Origin of the sequence: Pseudomonas sp. D47, from assembly GCF_045447305.1 — a bacterium.
GTDB lineage: Bacteria > Pseudomonadota > Gammaproteobacteria > Pseudomonadales > Pseudomonadaceae > Aquipseudomonas.
Genome location: NZ_JBJGXU010000007.1, coordinates 44699 through 65652, shown reverse-complemented (window position 1 = coordinate 65652; position 20954 = coordinate 44699). Strand labels below are relative to the sequence as shown.

19 protein-coding genes, 1 tRNA gene and 1 pseudogene are annotated in these 20954 nt (G+C 58.4%); 16 read left to right on the top strand and 5 right to left on the bottom strand.

Translation table 11 applies throughout. From position 1 onward, the window contains the following. The first annotated feature begins 1 nt into the window (after position 1). Together ACI77I_RS07665 and ACI77I_RS07660 are read left to right on the top strand one after the other, a co-directional pair. On the top strand, positions 2 to 1621 hold the full coding sequence (locus ACI77I_RS07665) for an ABC transporter ATP-binding protein (RefSeq protein ID WP_406997255.1): 1620 nt from the start codon (positions 2 to 4) through the stop codon (positions 1619 to 1621). A 9-nt stretch (positions 1622 to 1630) separates the two neighbouring features. Then, positions 1631 to 2332, top strand: a complete 702-nt coding sequence (locus ACI77I_RS07660) for an NAD(P)H-dependent oxidoreductase (protein WP_406997254.1) — start codon at positions 1631 to 1633, stop codon at positions 2330 to 2332. Between the two features lie 677 nt (positions 2333 to 3009). On the opposite strand, the gene ACI77I_RS07655 is transcribed toward ACI77I_RS07660, so the two are convergent. Continuing rightward, positions 3010 to 4089 carry a 3-deoxy-7-phosphoheptulonate synthase gene (locus ACI77I_RS07655; RefSeq protein ID WP_406997253.1) on the bottom strand — a complete coding sequence of 360 codons (1080 nt, stop codon included), beginning with the start codon at positions 4087 to 4089 and terminating at the stop codon, positions 3010 to 3012. 619 nt (positions 4090 to 4708) lie between these two features. Here ACI77I_RS07655 and ACI77I_RS07650 point away from each other — a divergent pair. Together ACI77I_RS07650 and ACI77I_RS07645 are read left to right on the top strand one after the other, a co-directional pair. After that, positions 4709 to 5458, top strand: a complete 750-nt coding sequence (locus ACI77I_RS07650) for a carbon-nitrogen hydrolase family protein (RefSeq protein WP_406997252.1) — start codon at positions 4709 to 4711, stop codon at positions 5456 to 5458. Further along, positions 5459 to 5905: a GNAT family N-acetyltransferase gene (locus ACI77I_RS07645; protein ID WP_406997251.1), complete on the top strand. Its 447-nt coding sequence runs from the start codon at positions 5459 to 5461 to the stop codon at positions 5903 to 5905. A gap of 35 nt (positions 5906 to 5940) precedes the next feature. Here ACI77I_RS07645 and ACI77I_RS07640 read toward each other — a convergent pair whose 3' ends face one another. After that, positions 5941 to 6180 (bottom strand): DNA-binding protein, encoded by a 240-nt coding sequence (locus tag ACI77I_RS07640; protein ID WP_094953693.1) that lies wholly within the window; start codon positions 6178 to 6180, stop codon positions 5941 to 5943. A gap of 82 nt (positions 6181 to 6262) precedes the next feature. Between ACI77I_RS07640 and ACI77I_RS07635 the strand changes: the two genes are divergently transcribed. The 6 genes and pseudogenes from ACI77I_RS07635 to ACI77I_RS07610 all read left to right on the top strand — a co-directional run. Further along, positions 6263 to 6628, top strand: a complete 366-nt coding sequence (locus tag ACI77I_RS07635; protein ID WP_094953694.1) for a helix-turn-helix domain-containing protein — start codon at positions 6263 to 6265, stop codon at positions 6626 to 6628. A gap of 151 nt (positions 6629 to 6779) precedes the next feature. Further along, on the top strand, positions 6780 to 7421 hold the full coding sequence (gene uvrY, locus ACI77I_RS07630) for a UvrY/SirA/GacA family response regulator transcription factor (RefSeq protein WP_003190387.1): 642 nt from the start codon (positions 6780 to 6782) through the stop codon (positions 7419 to 7421). Position 7422: 1 nt separating this feature from the next. Further along, entirely contained in the window at positions 7423 to 9246 is a 1824-nt protein-coding gene (gene uvrC / locus ACI77I_RS07625) for an excinuclease ABC subunit UvrC (protein WP_406997250.1), read from the top strand. A 32-nt stretch (positions 9247 to 9278) separates the two neighbouring features. Then, complete coding sequence (gene pgsA / locus ACI77I_RS07620) at positions 9279 to 9839, top strand: CDP-diacylglycerol--glycerol-3-phosphate 3-phosphatidyltransferase (protein WP_003232771.1); 561 nt, start codon at positions 9279 to 9281, stop codon at positions 9837 to 9839. Positions 9840 to 9902: 63 nt separating this feature from the next. Continuing rightward, positions 9903 to 9978: transfer RNA gene (locus ACI77I_RS07615), tRNA-Gly, on the top strand. Positions 9979 to 10213: 235 nt separating this feature from the next. Continuing rightward, positions 10214 to 10976, top strand: a pseudogene (locus ACI77I_RS07610) (tyrosine-type recombinase/integrase); the annotation flags it as partial. Here ACI77I_RS07610 and ACI77I_RS07605 read toward each other — a convergent pair. Next, positions 10891 to 11097: a hypothetical protein gene (locus ACI77I_RS07605; protein WP_406997292.1), complete on the bottom strand. Its 207-nt coding sequence runs from the start codon at positions 11095 to 11097 to the stop codon at positions 10891 to 10893. The pseudogene ACI77I_RS07610 and the gene ACI77I_RS07605 sit on opposite strands and share 86 nt — an antisense overlap. Positions 11098 to 11397: 300 nt before the next feature. Here ACI77I_RS07605 and ACI77I_RS07600 point away from each other — a divergent pair, with 300 nt between their 5' ends. After that, positions 11398 to 13278 carry a DUF294 nucleotidyltransferase-like domain-containing protein gene (locus ACI77I_RS07600; protein ID WP_406997249.1) on the top strand — a complete coding sequence of 627 codons (1881 nt, stop codon included), beginning with the start codon at positions 11398 to 11400 and terminating at the stop codon, positions 13276 to 13278. After that, on the top strand, positions 13275 to 13997 hold the full coding sequence (locus ACI77I_RS07595) for a 3'-5' exonuclease (RefSeq protein ID WP_406997248.1): 723 nt from the start codon (positions 13275 to 13277) through the stop codon (positions 13995 to 13997). The genes ACI77I_RS07600 and ACI77I_RS07595 overlap by 4 nt, the downstream gene beginning before the upstream one ends. Before the next feature lie 231 nt (positions 13998 to 14228). Here ACI77I_RS07595 and ACI77I_RS07590 read toward each other — a convergent pair whose 3' ends face one another. Beyond that, the gene (locus ACI77I_RS07590) at positions 14229 to 15896 is read right to left on the bottom strand and encodes a BCCT family transporter (RefSeq protein ID WP_406997247.1); all 1668 of its coding nucleotides are present in this window, start codon (positions 15894 to 15896) and stop codon (positions 14229 to 14231) included. A 341-nt stretch (positions 15897 to 16237) separates the two neighbouring features. Between ACI77I_RS07590 and nhaA the strand changes: the two genes are divergently transcribed. The 3 genes from nhaA to ACI77I_RS07575 all read left to right on the top strand — a co-directional run bounded on the left by nhaA (position 16238) and on the right by ACI77I_RS07575 (position 18923). Then, the gene (nhaA, locus tag ACI77I_RS07585; RefSeq protein ID WP_094952078.1) at positions 16238 to 17431 is read left to right on the top strand and encodes a Na+/H+ antiporter NhaA; all 1194 of its coding nucleotides are present in this window, start codon (positions 16238 to 16240) and stop codon (positions 17429 to 17431) included. Positions 17432 to 17843: 412 nt separating this feature from the next. Then, the gene (locus ACI77I_RS07580) at positions 17844 to 18485 is read left to right on the top strand and encodes a glycoside hydrolase family 25 protein (RefSeq protein ID WP_406997246.1); all 642 of its coding nucleotides are present in this window, start codon (positions 17844 to 17846) and stop codon (positions 18483 to 18485) included. An 81-nt stretch (positions 18486 to 18566) separates the two neighbouring features. Further along, positions 18567 to 18923 (top strand): hypothetical protein, encoded by a 357-nt coding sequence (locus ACI77I_RS07575; protein WP_176462969.1) that lies wholly within the window; start codon positions 18567 to 18569, stop codon positions 18921 to 18923. A 194-nt stretch (positions 18924 to 19117) separates the two neighbouring features. Here the strand turns inward: ACI77I_RS07575 and ACI77I_RS07570 are convergent, their stop codons facing one another. Then, positions 19118 to 19561: an N-acetyltransferase family protein gene (locus ACI77I_RS07570; RefSeq protein ID WP_406997245.1), complete on the bottom strand. Its 444-nt coding sequence runs from the start codon at positions 19559 to 19561 to the stop codon at positions 19118 to 19120. Positions 19562 to 19693: 132 nt separating this feature from the next. On the opposite strand from ACI77I_RS07570, the gene ACI77I_RS07565 reads away from it, so the two are divergent. After that, positions 19694 to 20539 (top strand): DNA/RNA non-specific endonuclease, encoded by an 846-nt coding sequence (locus tag ACI77I_RS07565; protein WP_406997244.1) that lies wholly within the window; start codon positions 19694 to 19696, stop codon positions 20537 to 20539. The last annotated feature ends 415 nt before the right edge of the window (positions 20540 to 20954 follow it).

Genomic DNA, 20954 nt, shown 5'->3' with positions numbered 1-20954 from the left:
GATGGACAAGCCCTTGCTGGAAATCCGCAACCTGCAGGTCGAAGGGCATTACGAAGACGCCTGGCACCCGCTGATCAAGGGCATCGACCTGACCTTGCAGCGCGGCGAGGTGCTGGGGCTGATCGGCGAGTCGGGCGCGGGTAAATCCACCCTCGGCCTGGCGGCGATGGGCTATGCGCGCGATGGCTGCCGCATTGTCGGGGGCTCGGTGTGTTTTGACGGCATTCAGTTGTTGCAGGCCAAGCCCGAGGCCCTGCGTAAATTGCGTGGCCTGCGCATTGCCTATGTGGCGCAAAGCGCGGCGGCGTCCTTCAACCCGGCGCATCGGCTGATCGACCAGCATGTGGAAACGGCGGTGATCAACGGCGGTATCAGCCGCGCCCAGGCCGAGCGCGAAGCGGTGGAGTTGTACCGCGTGCTGCGCCTGCCCAATCCCGAAACCATTGGCCAACGCTATCCCCATCAAGTTTCAGGCGGGCAATTACAGCGAGTGATGACGGCGATGACGATGGCCTGTCACCCGGACCTGATCATCTTCGATGAGCCCACCACCGCCCTCGACGTGACCACCCAGATTGAAGTGCTGGCAGCCATTCGCGACGCGGTGAAAACCTTCGGCAGCGCCGCGCTGTATATCAGCCACGATTTGGCGGTGGTCGCGCAGATGGCCGACCGCATCATGGTGCTGCGCCACGGCAAGCGGGTCGAAGAGGCTGACACCCGCAGCATGCTCAGCCAGCCGCAGCAGGACTACACCAAATCGCTGTGGGCGGTGCGTAGCTTCCGTACTGAGCCCAAGGCGTGCCCGACCCAGGACGTGCCGCTGCTGGAAGTGCGCCAAGTGTGTGCCAGTTATGGGCATCAACCGGTGCTGCATGACGTGTCGATGCAGCTGTATCGCGGCCAAACCCTGGCGGTGATTGGCGAATCCGGCAGCGGCAAAAGCTCTACCGCGCGCCTGATTACCGGGTTGTTGCCGGCGACGGCGGGGCAGGTGTTGTATGACGGCGAAGCGCTGCCAGTGGACTTTCGACGGCGCAGCAAGGAGCAGTTGCGGCGCATCCAGATGATCTACCAGATCCCCGACACGGCGCTGAACCCGCGCCAGCGCATCGTCGACATCATCGGCCGGCCGCTGACGTTTTACCTGGGCCTCAAGGGTAAGGCGATGCGCGCGCGGGTTGCCGAATTGCTGGAGATGATCGAGCTGGACCCGGCGGTTTTCATGGAGCGCCAACCTCGCGAGTTGTCTGGCGGGCAGAAGCAGCGCATCTGCATCGCCCGCGCGCTGGCGGCCGACCCGCAGTTGATCATCTGCGACGAAGTCACCTCGGCCCTCGATCAACTGGTGGCCGAAGGCGTGCTGAAGTTGCTCAACCGCCTCCAGCAGCAACTGGGCGTGGCCTACCTGTTTATCACCCACGACGTCGCCACCGTGCGCGCGATTGCCGATGAGGTGGTGGTGATGCAGCGGGGCAGGGTGGTCGACCAGGGCAGCCGCAGCGCGATTTTTACCCCGCCGTACCAGGATTACACCGGCCTGCTGTTTTCATCGGAGCCGGAAATGGACCCGGACTGGCTCGATCACTTGCTGGCCCAACGGGCCGCGCCCACTGTTTGAGGAGTTCACATGAAGGTTTTGATTGTTCACGCTCACCCTGAGCCGCAGTCGTTTACCGCCGCCTTGCGCGACCAGGCTATCGCCACGTTGCAAGGGCAGGGGCACGAAGTGCAAGTCAGCGATTTGTACGCCATGCAGTGGAACCCAGTGGCGTCGGCGGCGGATTTTTCCACGCGGGAGAATCCCGACTATCTGGTGTATGCCCTGGAGCAGCGGCTGGGTGTGAAGAAGCAGTCGATTGCGGCGGATATCCAGGGCGAGTTGGACAAGTTGCTGTGGGCCGATTTGCTGATCCTCAACTTCCCGATTTTCTGGTTCTCGGCGCCGGCGATGCTTAAGGGCTGGATCGACCGGGTGCTGGTGTCGGGCGTGTGTTACGGCGGCAAGCGTTTCTACGATCAGGGCGGGCTGGCGGGCAAGCGCGCGTTGGTTACGGTGACCTTGGGCGGGCGTGAGCACATGTTCGGCGAGGGCGCGATTCATGGGCCGTTGGAGGACATGTTGCGGCCGATTCTGCGCGGTACGCTGGCGTATGTCGGGTATGAAGTGCTGGCGCCGTTTGTGGCGTGGCATGTGCCGTATATCAGTGATCAAGCCCGGCGCGATTTTTTGCTGGGGTACGGGGGGCGGTTACAAGGGCTGGCGGAGGAGCAGCCCTTGGTGTTTCCGAGGTTGGAGCAGTTTGATGAGGCGTTGTATCCGCCTTCCTGAGTCCGGTGATGTTCAGGTGTGGGGGGGGCTTGCCTGTGATGGCGGTCTTTGGGCTTGCGCTTCTGAGTGCATATCCGTTGCTGCGGTAACGGCGGCTATTGGTTCCGCCCTTACGGCGGGTCACTTTTGGAAAAGAGCCCGGAATGCCGGCCCAGCCAAAAGTAACCAAAAGGGCTCTTGCCCCACCACTCGGCGCCTCGCCTAGGCTCGGCATGCCAGAACGAAGGCTTGAATCCGTGGGCCGCCGCCATGGGCCATCCTTGGCCCATCGCGGCTAACCCGGCGTCCTGCCGGGTTAGCCGCGGATTCAAGCCTGCGTTCGGCCATCGTGGTTAACGGGGCGCCTCAGATCAAGGTGGTAGAAGCAAAAGCAGAGCATCACCACATCTAGCTGATGTACCGAGATCCAACTGTGGGAGCGGGCTTGCTCGCGAATGCGGTGGTTCAGTTGCAAATAAGCTGACTGACCCACCGCATTCGCGAGCAAGCCCGCTCTCACAATTTTGACCGAGTTCAGCTGCCAGCACCGCAGTGCTCGGCTTTTCTGTGGGAGTTGGCTTGTCGGATCGCCGCACCGCTGCGATGCAGACACCTCGGTCCATCAAGTACGCCGAGTTGATGCCATCGCAGCGGTGCGGCGATCCGACAAGCGCGCTCCCACATTTGATCTCAAGCAGTCAGTTAGCGCTGCGGTGTTCCCGCAACCGCTCGGCCGCGCTGCGCAGCAGCTGCTCGGTACCGTCCCAGCCCAGACAGCCATCTGTCACCGACACGCCGTATTTCATCGACGCGCTCAGCGGCTGGCAACCTTCGAACAGATGACTTTCGAGCATCATGCCGATCAGCGAGGTGTCGCCTTGCAGGCGTTGTTCCAGCACGTTGTTGAACACGGCCGGTTGACGCAATGGGTCCTTGCCGCTGTTGGCGTGGCTGCAATCGACCATGATCCGTGGCGCGACTTTGGACTTGGCCAAATCGTGCTTCACCTGCGCCACGCTTTGCGCATCGTAGTTCGGCCCACGGTGACCGCCGCGCAGCACCAGGTGCGTGTCGGGGTTGCCCGGGGTCTGGATGATCGCCGGGTGGCCCTGGCTGTCGACGCCGAAGTGGCGGTGCGGGTGCGAGGCCGAGCGCATCGCGTCACAGGCAATCGCCACGCCGCCGTCGGTGCCGTTCTTGAAGCCGACGGGCATGCCCAGGCCGCTGGCCATTTCGCGGTGGATCTGCGACTCGGTGGTGCGTGCGCCGATGGCGACCCAACTGAGCAGGTCATCGAAGTAGCCGGCGGCCATGGGTTGCAGCAGCTCAGTGGCGACCGGCAGCCCCAGGCGCAGCATTTCGCGCATCAGCTCGCGCGACAGCGTGAGGCCTGCGGCCATGTCATCGCTGCCATCCAGGTGCGGGTCGTAGGCCAGGCCTTTCCAACCGATGGTGGTGCGTGGTTTTTCAACGTAGGCGCGGATCACCAGCAGCATCTGGTCGCTGACTTCCAGCGCCAGCTTCTTCAGGTTGCGCGCGTATTCCATGGCCGATTCCGGGTCGTGGATCGAGCACGGGCCGACAATCACCAACAAGCGTGAATCTTCACCCTTGAGAATGGCGTGCACGGCTTGGCGATGAGCGTGGATCTGTTCGTTGAGGAACGGGCTGAGGGGCAACTGGTGCTTGAGCTCAAGGGAGCTGGGCAGGCGCTGGGTCAGGGCTTCATTGGCGCTGGCAAGGGTGCAAACAGGCAAAGCGGCGACGGAGGAGTTCATATTCAAGGCTTCCTGGGCAAGCGGCGGGCTGTTCCCGCACGCTCTGCCCTACTGGGGTGTTCGACAATTGGCCGTATTGGCTGCGTGTGTTGGCTTGCCACCAATAGGTGACCGATCGGAGGCGGCAGGCTGTCCCGAACGGAGCTTGCTAAATCGCCATGCAGTGCAAGTGTCGTAACGGTAATAGGTGGCGTAGTTCATGTCGTGAGTCCTTTTAGTAGTCGGTGTGAAGCAAAATGATTAAGGCCTGAAAAAACAAAACCCCCGGTCGGGGAGCCGACCGGGGGTTAGATTTCTCTGGTAGGCGACCCCTTGAGTAGTGGGCGCCGATTTCAGGTATCAGGCGCGCCAGTGGCTAAACCAATACCCAAAATAAAAGCTGACCAGTGCGCTCGAACCGTTCACGCGGGTAGCCGACACCGAGCGCGAGGCGCTGGCAGCAGGGCAAACCTGAGTGGGGGTGAGTGGCAACATGGTATTTCTCCAAATGATGGGCGGAGCTTACTAGAGGCACACGGGTGGGTTCAATCAGTAATTTCTATCGCGTGAGGTACTTACGGCTATGGGGCGAGTGCCGATATGCTGGTAACACTTAGATAATGATTGCTGGGACGCGACCATGACTGCCTTGACCCTTGCTGCTGCTCAAACCACTTCCGTCGCCGGCGACGTGCCGGCCAATATCCTGCGGCACCTGGCGTTTATGCACGCGGCGGCGGAGCACGGCGTGCAGTTGCTGGTGTTTCCAGAACTGTCGCTGACCGGCTATGAGCCGACGCTGGCGGCCGGGTTGGCGATTGCCCCCGAGGATGCACTGCTCGCCCCCCTGCGCGACATGGCGCGGGCGCTGCGGCTGACGGCAGTGGTGGGGATGCCGATTCGTTTGGCGCCGCAGACGGGCGTGTTGATCGGCGCACTGGTGTTGGGCGCGGACGGTTCGCTGGCGGTCTATACCAAGCAGCATTTGCACCCGGGCGAAGACGCGGCGTTTATCGCGGGGCAGGGCGGCGCAGCCCTCGAATACGGGGATAACCGCATCGCGCTGGCAGTCTGTGCCGACTTTTCCCACGCCAGCCATCCGCGTCAGGCGGTTGAAGCGGGCGCCAATGTGTACGCGGCCGGTGTGCTGATCAGCGAGGGCGGTTACGCCACCGACAGTGCGCTGCTTCAAGGCTATGCCGCCGAGCACGGCTTGCTGGTGCTGATGGCCAATCATGGCGGCCCATCGGGTGGCTGGGCCTGCGCGGGGCGCAGCGCCATTTGGGCTGCCGACGGCGGTTTACTTGCCGCCGCGCCGGGTATCGGCGACGCGTTAGTCATTGCCCGCCGCGATGGCGGGCATTGGGCTGGCCACGTGGTGGCGTTGTAAATGACATTCCACCTGCGCGCAGCGACAAGCGAGGATCTGCCATTTGCGCGAACGCTGACCCTCGAGGCCATGGGCCGTTATTACCAGCAGTACGGGTTGTTCTGGTCTGACCGAGGCTTCGACGCCGGCTGGGCGGGACGGGAAAGTTGGCTGATCTGCAAGGATGAGAGCGTGATGGGGTTTGTCAGCGTGAACCGCGACAGCGAGGCGCTCTATATTCGCGAGTTGCACCTGCTGGAAAGCTGCCGTAAGCAAGGCGCAGGCAGTTGGGTACTGGAGCAGATGGTCATCAAGGCGCGCGCGCAGGGGCTGGGCCTTTTACGCTTGACCGTGTTCAAGACTAATCCGGCGAGAAGGCTGTATCAGCGCCAGGGTTTGAGCATCGTTGGGGAGGAAGGTTGCTTCTGGCGCATGGAGCGCGAGTGTCACGCAACCCCATCGGACTAAAACAGGCACGCTGTATGAATAAGCGCATACTGCCGTCAGGTAACCGCTTGCGCGTCGCGGTGTTGAGCAACAGGCTCATCCACGATAATCCCTTCTTTCATGCCCAGCAGGACTGCCACCTTATGGGCTTCCCCGCGCCGTCCCTTTTTACGCCCAGCGAGCACTTGATACGTCGTGGCGGGATCGACGCCGTGCTCACGAGCGAACGCTTGAACTGACTTTCCTTGATGGTCCAACCAAGCCTTGGCTTGTGCAGCAGTGCGAATACCGGGCATAGTTCAAAACCGTTCAAGTTTGTTTAAAAACGAGATGAGTGTGTCACCTCTTGGGGTGTGCCAGACAGGATCATACATCCAAATGAGTGGAATCGGTTCGCGCTTAAGGCAGGAAAGAGAACGTCTTGGCCTGTCACAGAAAGTTTTTGGTGAAATCGGCGGCGTTGAAGCAAACGCCCAAGGCAAGTATGAGAGCGGTGGCCGCGCACCCAAGGCGGACTACTTGTCACGCGTGGCCCAGCGTGGTGTAGATGTTTTATATGTACTGACGGGAAGCCCAACGCCGATCCAGCTGGAAAACCTGAGCCAGCTTGAAGAGAAAATCCTGGAAAACTACCGGGCGATGTTCAAGGAAGATCAGGACGCTATCCGCCGATTGACCTCCACACTGGCGGAACACTCCGTGTCGCAGAACGGAAAATACAAGTTGGCTCTCACGCAAAGCTGACCTTTTGCTCAGTAAAATCGGCTGTCTGGCGCAAGCCAGGCACCGATAGCGTGCGCAAACTCTATATATATGACGCTTGCAGCTAGGTCTGCGCCTTGGTTTTTTGCTAAGGTGTTCAGCAACCTATAAGACCATATCGCGAGGTGTCTGCTTGATTAGGGTGCTAGTAGTCGATGACCATGATCTCGTTCGTACAGGCATTACACGAATGCTGGCTGACATCGATGGCCTGCAAGTAGTCGGTCAGGCCGAGTCGGGGGAGGAATCCCTGATCAAGGCCCGGGAGTTGAAACCCGATGTGGTTTTGATGGACGTCAAGATGCCTGGGATCGGCGGTCTTGGTGCCACTACCAAATTACTGCGCAGCCATCCGGACATTAAAGTCGTGGTGGTGACCGTGTGCGAGGAAGACCCGTTTCCCACGCGCTTGTTGCAGGCCGGGGCGGCGGGTTACCTGACCAAGGGCGCAGGCCTGGCGGAGATGGTGCAAGCCATTCGCCTGGTGTTTGCCGGCCAGCGTTATATCAGCCCGCAGATTGCCCAGCAGTTGGCTATCAAGTCGTTCCAGCCCACCAGTGACTCGCCGTTTGATGCGCTGTCGGAGCGGGAAATCCAGATCGCCTTGATGATCGTCGGTTGCCAGAAGGTACAGACGATCTCCGACAAGCTGTGCCTGTCGCCAAAAACCGTGAACACCTACCGCTATCGCATTTTCGAGAAGCTCGCCATCAGCAGTGATGTTGAATTGACCCTGCTCGCGGTGCGCCACGGCATGGTGGACGCCAGCGCCTGACATGACCACACCGTTTGATCCGAGTGCCTTTCTCTCAACCTGCAGTGGCCGCCCCGGCGTGTACCGCATGTTCGACAGCGAGGCACGCCTGCTTTACGTGGGCAAAGCCAAGAACCTGAAGAACCGTCTGGCGAGCTACTTTCGCAAGACCGGCCTGGCGCCGAAAACGGCCGCGCTGGTGGTGCGTATCGCCCAAGTCGAAACCACCATCACCGCCAATGAAACCGAGGCGCTGCTGCTTGAGCAGACGCTGATCAAGGAATGGCGACCGCCGTATAACATCCTGCTGCGCGACGATAAATCCTACCCTTACGTGTTTTTATCCGATGGCAACTTCCCGCGCCTGAGCATTCACCGTGGCGCGAAGAAGCAGAAAGGCAAGTATTTCGGGCCTTATCCCAGTGCCGGCGCGATCCGGGAGAGTTTGAGCCTGCTGCAAAAGACCTTTTTTGTGCGCCAGTGCGAAGACAGCTTCTACAAGAACCGTACGCGCCCGTGCCTGCAATACCAGATCAAGCGCTGCAAGGCGCCGTGCGTGGGCCTGGTTGAACCGGCGGAGTACGCCGAGGATGTGCGCCATTCGGTGATGTTCCTCGAAGGGCGCAGCAATGCGCTCACCGACGAACTCTCCGGCGCCATGGAGCAGGCCGCCAGCACCTTGGATTTTGAGCGGGCCGCCGAGTTGCGTGACCAGATCTCCCTGCTGCGCCGCGTACAGGACCAGCAGAGCATGGAAGGCGGTACCGGCGATGTCGATGTGATCGCCGCGTTCGTCAACCCGGGCGGCGCCTGTGTGCACCTGATCAGCGTGCGTGGCGGCCGGGTGCTGGGCAGCAAGAACTTCTTCCCACAGACGGGCATCGATGAGGAGGTGGCTGAAGTCATGGCGGCCTTTCTGGGCCAGTACTATGTCAGCAGCCCCGAGCGCGACTTGCCCTCTGAGCTGATCGTCAACGTGGTGCACGAAGACTTCCCCACGCTGATCGAGGCCATCCACGAGCTGCGCGGCCGCGAGCTGGACATCAGCCACCGCGTACGCGGCACCCGTGCCCGCTGGCAGCAACTGGCGGTGACGAATGCCGAACAGGCCCTGAGCGCGCGTCTGGCGAATCGACAGCACGTGGCTGCACGCTTCGACGCCTTGGCCGAAGTCCTCAACCTGGACGAGCCACCTCAGCGTCTGGAGTGCTACGACATCAGCCACTCCAGCGGTGAAGCCACGGTGGCCTCCTGCGTGGTGTTCGGGCCAGAAGGGCCGATCAAATCCGATTACCGGCGCTACAACATCGAAGGCGTGACCGCCGGCGATGACTACGCCGCCATGCACCAGGCCCTCACACGGCGCTTTAGCAAATTGAAGGACGGGGAGGGCAAGCTGCCGGATATCCTGCTGGTGGACGGCGGCAAGGGCCAGCTGTCCATGGCCCGTGACGTGCTTAACGAGCTGGCGGTGCCCGACCTGATCCTGCTCGGCGTGGCCAAGGGCGCCACGCGCAAGGCCGGTTTCGAGACGTTGTACTTGAATGATGCCGCCCATGAGTTCACTTTAAAGGGCGACTCACCTGCACTGCACCTGATTCAACAGATCCGCGACGAGGCCCACCGCTTTGCCATTACCGGCCACCGCGCCCGTCGCGGTAAAACCCGGCGAACCTCAACCCTGGAAGGGGTGGCAGGCGTTGGTCCGACCCGTCGTCGCGACCTACTTAAACATTTTGGTGGCTTGCAGGAGCTATCCCGTGCCAGCATTGACGAAATAGCCAAAGCACCCGGTATCAGTAAAAAACTCGCTGAGTTGATTTATGCAAATCTGCACAGCGAATAGAATGCCTTCTCACCTCGTAGCCAGTTGTGCCGATGAATATCCCTAATCTGATCACCGTTCTACGCGTCCTGCTTATCCCGATTTTCATTTTGTTGTTCTATTTGCCGTACGAATGGAGCTATGCCGCCTCCAGTTCAGTGTTTGCCTTCGCCGCCGCAACCGACTGGCTCGACGGCTACTTGGCCCGCCGTCTGGAGCAGAGCACGCCATTCGGCGCGTTCCTGGACCCGGTGGCCGACAAACTGATGGTAGCGGTCGCCCTGGTCCTGCTGGTGCAGGAGCATGGCAACCTGTGGCTGACCCTACCGGCCGCCGTGATCATCGGCCGCGAGATCGTCGTCTCGGCCCTGCGCGAATGGATGGCGGAAATTGGCGCCCGCGCCCACGTGGCCGTCTCCAACATGGGCAAATGGAAAACCGCTGCGCAAATGCTCGCGCTGGTGATCCTGCTGGCGAACCCGTCGGACTTCTCCTTCTGGGTACTCACGGGATACGCCTTGCTGCTGATCGCCGCCGGCCTGACGTTGTGGTCCATGCTCCAGTATTTGCGTGCCGCCTGGCCTCACCTGCGCACCACTGTGGAAAAGAAATAAAACTTTTTTGAATCAAGGGGTTGACGGGTTCTGATAATTCTATAGAATGCGCACCACCAAGACGCGGGAATAGCTCAGTTGGTAGAGCACGACCTTGCCAAGGTCGGGGTCGCGAGTTCGAGTCTCGTTTCCCGCTCCAAACATTGCGCTGCAGAGTTCCACTGAATTCTGTAAGCGATTGAAATAAGGACCTTCGGGTCCTTTTTTCGTTCCGGCGGGAACCACTGGAATCCAGCACCATCCAGTGTTTTTAAGTCCTGAATTGAGTCCAGAATGAGAGTCTTGAATTCGGACGTTCACTGAATCGGTTTATTGCTGGACCAGCTTGGATAGCGAGATGAGCATCTGGCCCGGACTCTGCTCAGGAGCTCGCTATGGCACTCTCGGATACCACCGTTCGGCAAGCCAGAATCACCGGCAACGATTACTCCCTCGGCGACGCGGATGGGCTTGCGCTCAACGTGGCGGCCCGTGGGGGAGAGATCTGGTATTTCAGGTACTACTGAGCACCGTAAACAGCAGCGGCGCTCTGTGCGTCATGCCGCAGAGCACACCTTGAAGCGGTGTTTGATCAATGTGTTGCGTTCCGTGGGCTGAGCCTGAAGGAGGGGCGCCAGAGCACGCTCTCGCAGATCTTGAGAATCCTCAAAAAAGACATCCTGCCAACGCTTGGTCGGCGGTCCATCTACGACATCAGTCGCCACGACTTGATGCACCTCCTGAGCGGAATCGAACAACGCAAAGCGTTAACGACAGCGGAAAAATGTCGGGCCTGGTTTAAGCAATTGTTCCGCTATGCCCTGGTAAAGGTGGAGGGGCTTGACCAGAATCCCGCGTCGGACCTTGATGTGGTAGCGCCTCCCAGACCCCTGTCACACAATCCCTTTCTTCGTACGGACGAGCTGCCTGCATTGTTGGCCGCGCTTCGAGATTACGGTGATGCGAACCAAACACGCCTAGGTCTTCGCTTGTTGCTGATAACGGGGGGGACGTAGCGGCGAGCTGCGCTTGTCGACGCCCGACCAGTTTGATCTAGAGCAGCGGTTGTGGATCATCCCGCCGGAAGTGGTGAAACAGCTTCAGATTGCTCAAGGGTATGCAAGGCGTGAAAACCCAGCGCATCGGATGCCATATTCAACAGTGACAGGCCCAAGGCAATGCCCATCACACCGATGGCGGATGGCAGGCCTACGTAACGCCGATTGAGATAGGCGAGTACTGCTGTGATGCAAAGGAAGATCGCAATAATGTCCAGCATTGACCGGCTCCAAAAACGCAGGATGAGGAAAGAACCCTCGGCAATGCTGATCGCAAATACCTTTGAGCGTTCAGAAATAACCGCCGCCTGTGCTGTGCATTCAGTGAATGCCGCGCCTGCCGGTATTGCAAATATGACGGCCAGCCGTTGCGCAGCAGTTGTTGCAACCCATAGCGTAGATCAGACGTGGCGCTTGATCCTCGTATCGGGATGTGATGTGGTGGGCCACACAGAAAGACGACTGCCCTTTGCCATGCGGGGCGCTCGCAACTTTAATTCTTTTCAGCATTTCGAGGTTTCATGCAAATCGAGTTACAGGAGATTAGCGACCACCTCTATCGTTTCGCTCCATTTGATACGCTGCCAAAGGAATCGGTAGACGCCATCGCTCGGCGGGTAGAAGTGAGTTATTTCAAGGCCGGCAGTGACATCCTTGAAGCGGGTGCGATCATTCATGACTTGCACTATGTACGTAGCGGTGCGGTGGAGATTTACCGGCGCAATGGCGAACTCTACAACCGACTTGTCGAAGGCGACCTCTTCGGTCAGGCCGGTTTGTTGCGCAGTAACAAGGTGCGCTTTCCCGCCAGAGCCTTGGAAGATAGCCTGATTTATTACATACCCGCCGACGTCTTCGCCGACCTGTGCGCGCAGCATGATGCGTTTGCCGACTTCGTTGAAGCTGAGGGGCACTCCAGGCTCAAGACTGCCGTTGAGGCGCAGGGGCGTGCCAGTGAGCTTATTCAGCTCAAATGCCGAGGCCTTATCTCCCGGCCCTTGGTGTGGGTCACGTCGGATACCTGCGTCGGCGACGCCGCAAAAATCATGACAGAGCAAAGCGTTTCTTGCGTTCTGGTGATGTCATCAGCGGGCTTACAGGCGGCTGAAATAGAAGGGATTGTGACCGATAGGGACCTTCGCACCCGCGTTGTTGCGGCAGGCCGAAACGCTGACGAAACGTTTGCTCGAGACATCATGACGGCCGAGCCGGTAGCGATAGGCGCAGACGACTCAGTGTTTGAAGCGATGCTGGTGATGTTGCGCCGTAATATCCACCATCTGCCGGTGGTCCATCATGGCCATCCGATCGGGCTGATCAACCTGTCGGATATCATCCGCTACGAGTCACACAGCAGTTTGTACCTGGTAAACCGAATCTCTAACCAGACTTCGGTCGACGGTCTGAAATCGCTTTTGCGTGACCTGCGCGGAACCTACATCCGTATGGTGCGTGATGGCGCGACGGCGCACATGATTGGCAGCGCGATTTCGGGTATTGGCCGAGCCTTTACCCAGCGTTTGCTGGAGCTCGCAGAGAAAAAACTGGGGCCGCCTCCGGTGCCTTACTGCTTCATGGTGCTGGGTTCCATGGCGCGTGATGAGCAGTTGTTGGTGACGGACCAGGATAATGCCCTGGTGCTCGACGACCGCTTCGATCCGCTCCAGCACGATGCTTACTTCCGAGCGTTGGCGACGTTTGTGAGTGATGGCCTGGCCGCGTGCGGTTACAGCTATTGCAAGGGCGGGATCATGGCGACGAACGACCAGTGGCGTCAGCCGTTGAAGGTATGGCGAAGTTATTTTGATCAGTGGATCGAAAAGCCTAACCCGACGACGTTGCTCAATAGTTGTATTTTTTTCGATCTGGATGGCGTGTTTGGCGAGCTCGAGCTTGTTCAGGAACTGAAGGTTCTGTGTGCTCGAAAATCCAGCGCACATCCTGTTTTTCTAAGTGCCATGGCGCGAATTGCCCTTAACCGGACACCGCCATTGGGCTTTTTCCGGACCTTTGTGGTGGAGACAGACGGGCAGCACAAACGGATTATCAACCTCAAGGGGCGAGGCACCGCACCGCTGACGGACCTGATCCGCATCCATGCGCTCGCGTGTGGCAGTACCGCGCAGAATTCATTTGATCGCATGGATGCCATCGCGAACAGCAACGTCATTCCGCCTGAAGCATTAAAGCAACTGCGATACGCGCTGGAGTTCCTGTCGATGGTGCGAATTCGACACCAGGTTGACGCACTGGAGCAGGGAGCGGCGCTCAATAATTACGTGGAACCGGAACGCTTTTCCAACAGTGAGCGACATAATCTCAAAGAGGCGTTTCAGGTCTTGAGTAATGGCCAGAATTTCTTGCGCTTCCGTTATCCGTCAAAGGGTCGCCTGTCGTCATGAAACACGTGAAAGCGCAGCCCAATCATAAAATGCTGGAGTGGTCTTCCAGGTTCGAGACCCTGGCAGACAATGCCGTTAACAGCCGCTTGCGACAGTTCTATCAAGCCGGCGCGGTCTCGGCACAGGCATCCATTGACAGCGTGCAACTGCTGGCCATGGACGTGGAAACCACCGGCCTTGATGCACAGGCTGACAGCATTGTGAGCATCGGGCTAATGCCGTTCACGCTGCAGCGCATTTATTGTGGGAGCTCGCTTTACTGGGTAATAAAACCAGCGTCCGAGCTGAATGAAAAGTCAGTGACGTTTCATCACATAACCCATGCTGAAATTTCAGATGCGCCCACCTTTGAGCAGGTGCTGGCCCCGTTGCTGGAGGCCATGGCAGGCAAGGTGATGGTCGTCCATTATCGGAACATTGAGCGAGCCTTTTTGGATCAGGCAGTGCGTAGGTGTTTAGGGGAGGGGTTTGAGTTCCCTGTCATCGATACGATGCAGTTAGAAGCCCGACTACACCGGCAAAAGCGCGGGTGGTTCGCCCGACTGATGGGGCGCTCACAACAGTCCATAAGGCTGGCGGATAGCCGAGCGCGCCTTGGCCTTCCGGCTTATCACGCGCACCATGCATTAACCGATGCCCTGGCGACCGCAGAACTGTTGCAGGCGCAGGTAGCGACTCATTACTCAACGTCCACGCCTATTGGTGAATTATGGAACTGAGTCACCGCTAGATAGTGAAACGCTTGCGGCTGTCTGACGGACATTCCTGAGGCCTACGCTTAGCCCGATGGAGCTCGCTCTTGAGATGCATTCGGGCGTTGGGTCTGCCGTCACCCTCCGCCTTGAGCAAATGGGCATTGACTCGCTAGCGGTACTCAGGCTGACGCCATCTGCGCAGGCGATGGCGTCACGGGTGTGTTTGCCGTGCGCTGACAGCGCCAGCCCTATTTGCTAACGAGGCTCAGACATCAGTCCTTTCACGAGGGATATGCATCCCAGCATTAGAACGATTGCGAAAGGCAACCCTGTGGACACTGCCATTGCCTGCAGTGCTACAAGACCGCCGCCCAACAGGAGAGCAATAGCAATCACCCCCTCGATCACCGCCCAGAACACACGTTGAGGCACCGGCGCATCCACCTTGCCACCGGCGGTGATCGTGTCGATTACCAAAGAGCCTGAGTCCGAGGAGGTAATAAAAAACACAATGACCAGAACGATGCCCAGCAATGAGGTGATCTCTTTAAGCGGCAACTCCCCCAGCATGGCGAACAACTTCAGTTCCAGCACAGCATCCTTGACGCCCGTCAGGCCCTGTAAGGTCGCTTGGTCAATGGCCGTTCCGCCGAACGTTGTCATCCACAGCACAGACACCACTGAGGGGACGAGCAAGACCGAGATCAGAAACTCTCTGACCGTTCGACCACGACTGACGCGCGCGATAAACATCCCTACAAACGGCGACCAACTGATCCACCACGCCCAGTAGAAGGCCGTCCAGCCTTGGGTGAATTGAGTGTCAGTGCGGCCGAATGGATTTGACAGCGCCGGCAGGTATTCAACATACGTCACCAGGTTCTTGAAGAACCCTGTGAAGATGGCCAGGGTCGGCCCCACTACGATGATAAACACCAATAAGAGCAATGCGAGTCCCATATTGATCTGGGAAAGCATTTTGACGCCCTTGTCCAAACCGGAAAGGACGGACCACAGCGCGATCAAGGTGATGCCAACGATCAGCACGACTTTGCTGAGATTCGTCGATTGTATCCCGAAGAGATATTCAATCCCCGCAGCAGCCTGCTCTGCGCCAATGCCCAGAGAAGTCGCCAACCCAAATAGTGTGGCGAATACCGCGAGAATATCAATGATATGCCCTGGCCACCCCCAAACGCGCTCACCCAGTAACGGATAGAAAATTGAGCGTATCGAAAGCGGTAAGCCCTTGTTATAAGAAAACAATGCCAGGGACAACGCCACAATCGCATAGATCGCCCAGGGATGAAGTCCCCAGTGAAAGATCGTAGCGGCCATTGCCAAGTCGGCGGATGCTTTCATATCGCCTGCTGCACCGCCCAACGGCGCCCAGTCCGTACGCACTCCGCTCGCATCGACTGTCACGCCTCCCATGGACGCCGCGTAATGCGACATGGGTTCGGCTACGCCATAGAACATCAACCCAATGCCCATGCCCGCGGCAAACAGCATTGAAAACCATCCGACGTAGGAGTGGTCTGGTTTCGCATCTCTGCCGCCCAAACGCACCTTCCCCAGCGGGGAGAAAATCAGCGCAATGCACAGCACCACAAAAACATTCGCAATGCTCATGAAGAGCCAGGCGAGGTGGCTAGTTAACCAGTTCCGGATAGCGCTGAAGAGGGGTTCTACTTCATTCTGCAGTGCCAATGTCAAAATGACGAACAGTAAAATTGTGGCGGCTGAAATGATGAATACTTTGCCGTGGATATCGAGCGAGAACGAAAACTCTCCCTTGATATTGTCTTGACCGATGACATAGTCAGTGTCGATCAGATTGGCAGCCCCACTAGGAGCAGGAATACCGTCCTCACTGGGGACGTGAGGGGTGTTAGGCCGATCATCCGTAGGCTTTTCAACCATGAGAATCTCCTTCTTGTTGGCACGTCTTAACGTGCGGTTGTCATTTTCCCCGCTGTTCCTATGGTAAAACGAGATGTTAGCGCCTTTATCCTAACAAGCTTTGAGGGCAAAACCGGCAAAACCTGCTTATTGCAACGCCGCGCGGTCGAAAATGTCACCGCTATATGCTTGTTGAGGTCATCAGCTCGGCTGTTCGATAGCTAAACGGCGTTGATCGTTCCAAGCATTTATTCAACCATGGCGGGCATCATGTAGAATGTGACAAGGGGTGTCACCGCAAACCGCGGGAGGGCAGGTTTAATTCAGCGCAGGTCGGGCCGCCGCGCGGAGTGACTGTGCCTATGAGCTTGAAATCTTCACGTCCGGATAAACCCCACGGCCATCGTGAATCACCCGCCACGCGTGCTTTTTTCTCCCGATTCCTGGCCGCGGAATCAGCGGGTGGCCTGATACTCATGGCTGCTGCTTTGATAGCACTCCTCGTCGCCAACTCCCCGTTGGCAGACATTTACTTCTCGTCACTGCACGTAAAAGTCGTTGGCCTCTCGATTGAGCACTGGATCAATGATGGCCTGATGGCGGTGTTTTTCATGCTGGTGGGGTTGGAGATCAAGCGTGAAATGTTGGTCGGCCAGTTATCGAGCTGGAGCCAGCGCGCTCTTCCAGGGTTCGCCGCGTTAGGCGGTATGCTGGTACCTGCTTTGATCTATATTGCGGTCAACTGGGGTAACGCCGAAACCTTGGGAGGGTGGGCTATTCCGGCTGCGACCGATATTGCGTTTGCCTTGGGCGTACTGTCGCTGCTCGGTAAACGTGTGCCCATCTCGTTGAAAATCTTTCTGTCTGCGCTGGCGATTCTTGATGACCTGGGTGCCGTGCTCATCATCGCGCTGTTTTACACCAGCGGCTTGTCCGTCAGCATGCTACTGGCCTCACTGGCCGTTATTGTGTTCCTGGTCATGCTTAACCGATGCGGTGTGACCAGGCTTTCGCCTTACCTGATAGCGGGCGGTCTGCTGTGGTTCTTTATGCTTCAGTCGGGTATCCACGCGACCTTGGCCGGTGTCATTCTCGCACTGTGCATTCCGATGCGAGCGGCGAGCAGCGAGCGCAAATCACCGCTCATCCACCTGGAAGGAAAGCTGCACCCGTGGGTCGCTTTCGCCGTTGTGCCCATCTTCGGCTTTGCCAATGCGGGTGTGTCTCTTGCCGGTATCTCGCCCAACAACCTGATCGACCCAGTACCTCTGGGGGTAACGCTTGGGCTATTGCTAGGCAAGCAAATTGGTGTGTTTGGTTTGGCTGCGCTGGCTATTCGCACAGGGCTGGCCAAGCTGCCTGAGCAATGTGATTGGTCTCAGCTGTACGGTGTAGCGCTGCTGTGCGGCATTGGTTTCACCATGAGCCTCTTCATCGGGGCGCTGGCCTTCCCGGGTAACCCGCATTTGGTCGATGAGGTGAAGGTTGGAGTGCTGATGGGCTCTATTCTTTCCGCTGTCCTCGGTGTTGCTGTTCTTTTGAAGGTTAAACGTTAATCCTGGGCTTATCTGCCCGCTGATAAATGCATGAGGGATGAGCATCCAGTCGCGTAGGCGGGTTCAAGCATCATGAATGCCGCTGACCGATCTGGATGTAAGTCGGTTTTTTGGACTGGAGATTCTCCGAAAACAAGTCCAGAGTTAAGTTTTTTCCTGCTTTGGCAAAAAATAAACCCCTTAATTTTCAAAGGGGCGGACGCTAGATGCGAGTCTCGTTTCCCGCTCCAAATACAAAGAAAAAGCCATTCTAACGAGTGGCTTTTTCTTTGTCTGAAATTTGACGCAGCATCGTGCATTGATGTGCAGGCTTTCACCCGAAATGAGTCATGTGCGGTATCCCGATAGTGCATAGCTGCGCGTCGTTGATGAAAAGATACGGCGACGAGACATTCACTGAAGGCGTGCAGATATGAGTTGCGAAGGACCGATTATTGATGAAAACGCACGGGGTATCGACGTGTCGCGCTGGCAGGGCAACATCGACTGGGCACGTGTGGCAGGCGCGGGTGTCACCCATGCGATAGCGAAGATGACGGAGGGCGGCGACTACACCGACCCCAAGTTCGTCGAGAACTTCCAGGGCATGAAGGCGAACGGCCTGAAGGCTGGGGTTTACCACTATTTCCGTGCGTTGAGCAGCACACCGTGCGAGCAATTGGCCAATATCAAGGCCCGGCTCGCTGAGGTGGGGTTCAAGGTCGGGCAGGACATCCTGGCCATCGATGTCGAGACCAACCGTAACGAAGCAGCCACTGCGGATCAGATGGCCGATGCGCTGTTCCAACTGGTAACGCTTGTCAGGGTTTCGCTGCTGGAAGGCGCTTATCCGCATATTTATGCCTCGCCCAGCGTCTGGAGCAACAGCGTGGCCTGGCGCAAGCATGACTTCAGTGAATGCCCATTGTGGATTGCCCATTGGGACGCCGCCCAGCCCACCGTGCCAGAAACCTGGAGCTCGCGGGGCAAGAGCTGGCAGTGGTGGCAGCACAGCAGCAAGGGGCGGGTCGAGGGTATTCAGGGTGCGGTAGACCTGGATTGGGTCAAGCCCTGATGCCTACAGCGCAACGGCTTCGATAGAGGCCGTTGCACCTTTTTCTGCTAAGCCTCGCGATTGTTGGTCTTTCGGTAGGGGGTGGGGGCCGAGCGCGGTGAAGGCCAGCCGGTGGACTACGTCAAGGCCCGCGCGTTCTATCGTCTCTCGGGCAAGAACGCCAAGTTGCCACCGGGGCGCCTTATGGAAGAGGGCAAGGGCCGCCCGCAGGATCTACCCGGCGCGCTGGCCGTGTATCTGGACGCAGCCGAATACTGCCGCGACGATGCCTGGGAGGCGATGAGCCGTTTGCGCCGAGCAGGGCAGCCGCTTAATGAAACCCAATCCCGGCGTTATCAGCCGCTCTGGCTGGAAGGCTTTGTCGGCCTGCAGCCACGCCGTATGGCGGTGGGGAAGTGTTCGAGGCCGTCAATGCCACGGGTGAACGCAAGCGCGTGACGTTGTCGTACCGCTTCAAGGCGGACAGCGGCGCCGCTGCCTGACAGTTCCGGCGAGATGGAGATCAAGGCACCGCTGGTGTTCCCAGCGCAAGCCCCCCAACACAAGCCTTACCTGAACGGGCTATGCGCCAGAAAACCCTGTGCTTGATTGCGCCGTCGCTACCGTGAACCCGTGACTTCGGCAGGCCTGCCTCAGCGAACGAATTTGACGTACACCCGTTCCGGGTCGCCATCGTCCAGGTTCTCGATGTGCCCGCTCGGTACAAATCCAGCCTTGGCGAGCATCGCCTGCGCAGCGGTGTTGGAGGCATTGGTTGAAGCAAACAGCTTTGGCGTTCTGCACAGCGCTTGCGCGGCAGCCAGTAACCGCAGCGCCACGCCCTGGCGCTGGTAGGCCGGTGACACAACCACCAGCGCTACAAAGTCGTGGTTGAAAAAATCATAGGTGAGCACCAGGTAGCCCGCACACTGCTCTGCGTCAACGGCGACCAGGCATTGCTGGCGAGCGACGGCATCATGGATAAAGACGCGACGGCTGGTGTGGGCGGTTGCATAGGTATCCAGTGCGATCAGTGCCTGTACATCGTGGGGTAGCGCCTGGCGGATGTGCCGGGTCGTGTTCATTGGGTTGATCATCTTATTTCCAGCCAGTGGTAACGCTTATCCTCACATTGAAACAATTGTGCTGGTTTAATGCGTATGTCGACTCGCGAAGGAATCGCAACCGTCGATTTGCCATTTATTGCTGTCACCTCAAGGAGCTACACCATGCAAGGACGTATGAAGTTAAAGCACCTGGCGTATCTATTGATCCCGTTGCTTGCCGCCTGTACCACGCCCGATAGAACCCGCGAACCTCTTGTCACTGTTCAGCCCCCACTAGAGCCGGTGCTGCCGTTTGATAACTGCTCGGTGGGTTGCCCCAGCGGCGGCAGCCCGCTGACGTTGAACCGCCAGGCGTACACGCTGAACAACAATGGCTCGACCAAGTTTGCCAACTGGGTGGCGTACAGAATTACCAAGGACACACCGGCCAGCGGTCGCCCCCGTGACTGGAAGACCGACCCGGATATCCCGCATGGCGAAACCCTCGACCCAGTGGATTACAACGGCGCGAATGTCGCGCTCAAAGTCGACCGCGGCCATCAGACCAACCTCGCGTCGATGGCGGGCGTTGCTGATTGGCACACGCTCAACTACCTGTCGAACATCACCCCGCAGAAGGCCGATCTCAACCAGGGGCCTTGGGCGCACCTTGAAGATCAGGAGCGCAACCTGAGCAAAGCTGCCGGCATTGACCAGGTGTACGTCACCACCGGGCCGCTGTATGAACATTTTGTCGGCACGCTGCCGGGTACTAACAAGGTGCACACCATTCCCAGCGGTTACTGGAAAATCATCTTTGTCGGCAGTTCACCTGAAAACGGGATTTACGCCGCGTTTGTGATGAACCAGGAGACGCCCAAGGACGCGAATTTTTGCGACTACCAAGTGACGGTGAACCAGATCGAGGCGCGCTCAGGGCTGACGTTTTGGAGCAACTTGCCGCAACCGGTGCAGGCCGCGTTGAAGTCGAAGCAGGGCCAGTTGCCGAGCCGGATCGGCTGTCAGTAGTCGTAACCTGTGGCGAGGGCGCTTGCTCACGTTGGACTGCGTAGCAGGCCCATTTTTTGGGGCCGCTGTGCGCCCCAATGGGAGCAAGCTCCCTCGCCACAAAGTGAATGCCTGCTAACCCCGCAAAGACCTTTGGATTTGATGATCAAAGGTCTCTAGAAAACCCTTCATCCTGACGTCTCCCAGGTCGACCGCTTTAACGTCGAACGTCGCGATAAACGTGACGTCGGTGATACCCAGGACGTTCAGGGTCAGTTTCAAAGAGTGAATCGCAATGTCACGGCCTCTGATCGTCGCCTAGGCTCGGTGTGCCCGCACGCAGGCTTGAAACCGTGGGCCGCCTGGGCCTGTCAGATCAAGATCAACAGCAGAGCACGGCGGCCTGAAAGCCGACCTGAATGGTTGAAGCAGAAAC

Coding starts and splice junctions, on each gene's coding strand:
- ACI77I_RS07665 (WP_406997255.1), top strand. CDS start 2: ATGGACAAGCCCTTGCTGGAAATCCGCAACCTGCAGGTCGAAGGGCAT.
- ACI77I_RS07660 (WP_406997254.1), top strand. CDS start 1,631: ATGAAGGTTTTGATTGTTCACGCTCACCCTGAGCCGCAGTCGTTTACC.
- ACI77I_RS07655 (WP_406997253.1), bottom strand. CDS start 4,089: ATGAACTCCTCCGTCGCCGCTTTGCCTGTTTGCACCCTTGCCAGCGCC.
- ACI77I_RS07650 (WP_406997252.1), top strand. CDS start 4,709: ATGACTGCCTTGACCCTTGCTGCTGCTCAAACCACTTCCGTCGCCGGC.
- ACI77I_RS07645 (WP_406997251.1), top strand. CDS start 5,459: ATGACATTCCACCTGCGCGCAGCGACAAGCGAGGATCTGCCATTTGCG.
- ACI77I_RS07640 (WP_094953693.1), bottom strand. CDS start 6,180: ATGCCCGGTATTCGCACTGCTGCACAAGCCAAGGCTTGGTTGGACCAT.
- ACI77I_RS07635 (WP_094953694.1), top strand. CDS start 6,263: ATGAGTGGAATCGGTTCGCGCTTAAGGCAGGAAAGAGAACGTCTTGGC.
- uvrC (WP_406997250.1), top strand. CDS start 7,423: ATGACCACACCGTTTGATCCGAGTGCCTTTCTCTCAACCTGCAGTGGC.
- pgsA (WP_003232771.1), top strand. CDS start 9,279: ATGAATATCCCTAATCTGATCACCGTTCTACGCGTCCTGCTTATCCCG.
- ACI77I_RS07605 (WP_406997292.1), bottom strand. CDS start 11,097: ATGCTGGACATTATTGCGATCTTCCTTTGCATCACAGCAGTACTCGCC.
- ACI77I_RS07600 (WP_406997249.1), top strand. CDS start 11,398: ATGCAAATCGAGTTACAGGAGATTAGCGACCACCTCTATCGTTTCGCT.
- ACI77I_RS07595 (WP_406997248.1), top strand. CDS start 13,275: ATGAAACACGTGAAAGCGCAGCCCAATCATAAAATGCTGGAGTGGTCT.
- ACI77I_RS07590 (WP_406997247.1), bottom strand. CDS start 15,896: ATGGTTGAAAAGCCTACGGATGATCGGCCTAACACCCCTCACGTCCCC.
- nhaA (WP_094952078.1), top strand. CDS start 16,238: ATGAGCTTGAAATCTTCACGTCCGGATAAACCCCACGGCCATCGTGAA.
- ACI77I_RS07580 (WP_406997246.1), top strand. CDS start 17,844: ATGAGTTGCGAAGGACCGATTATTGATGAAAACGCACGGGGTATCGAC.
- ACI77I_RS07570 (WP_406997245.1), bottom strand. CDS start 19,561: ATGATCAACCCAATGAACACGACCCGGCACATCCGCCAGGCGCTACCC.
- ACI77I_RS07565 (WP_406997244.1), top strand. CDS start 19,694: ATGCAAGGACGTATGAAGTTAAAGCACCTGGCGTATCTATTGATCCCG.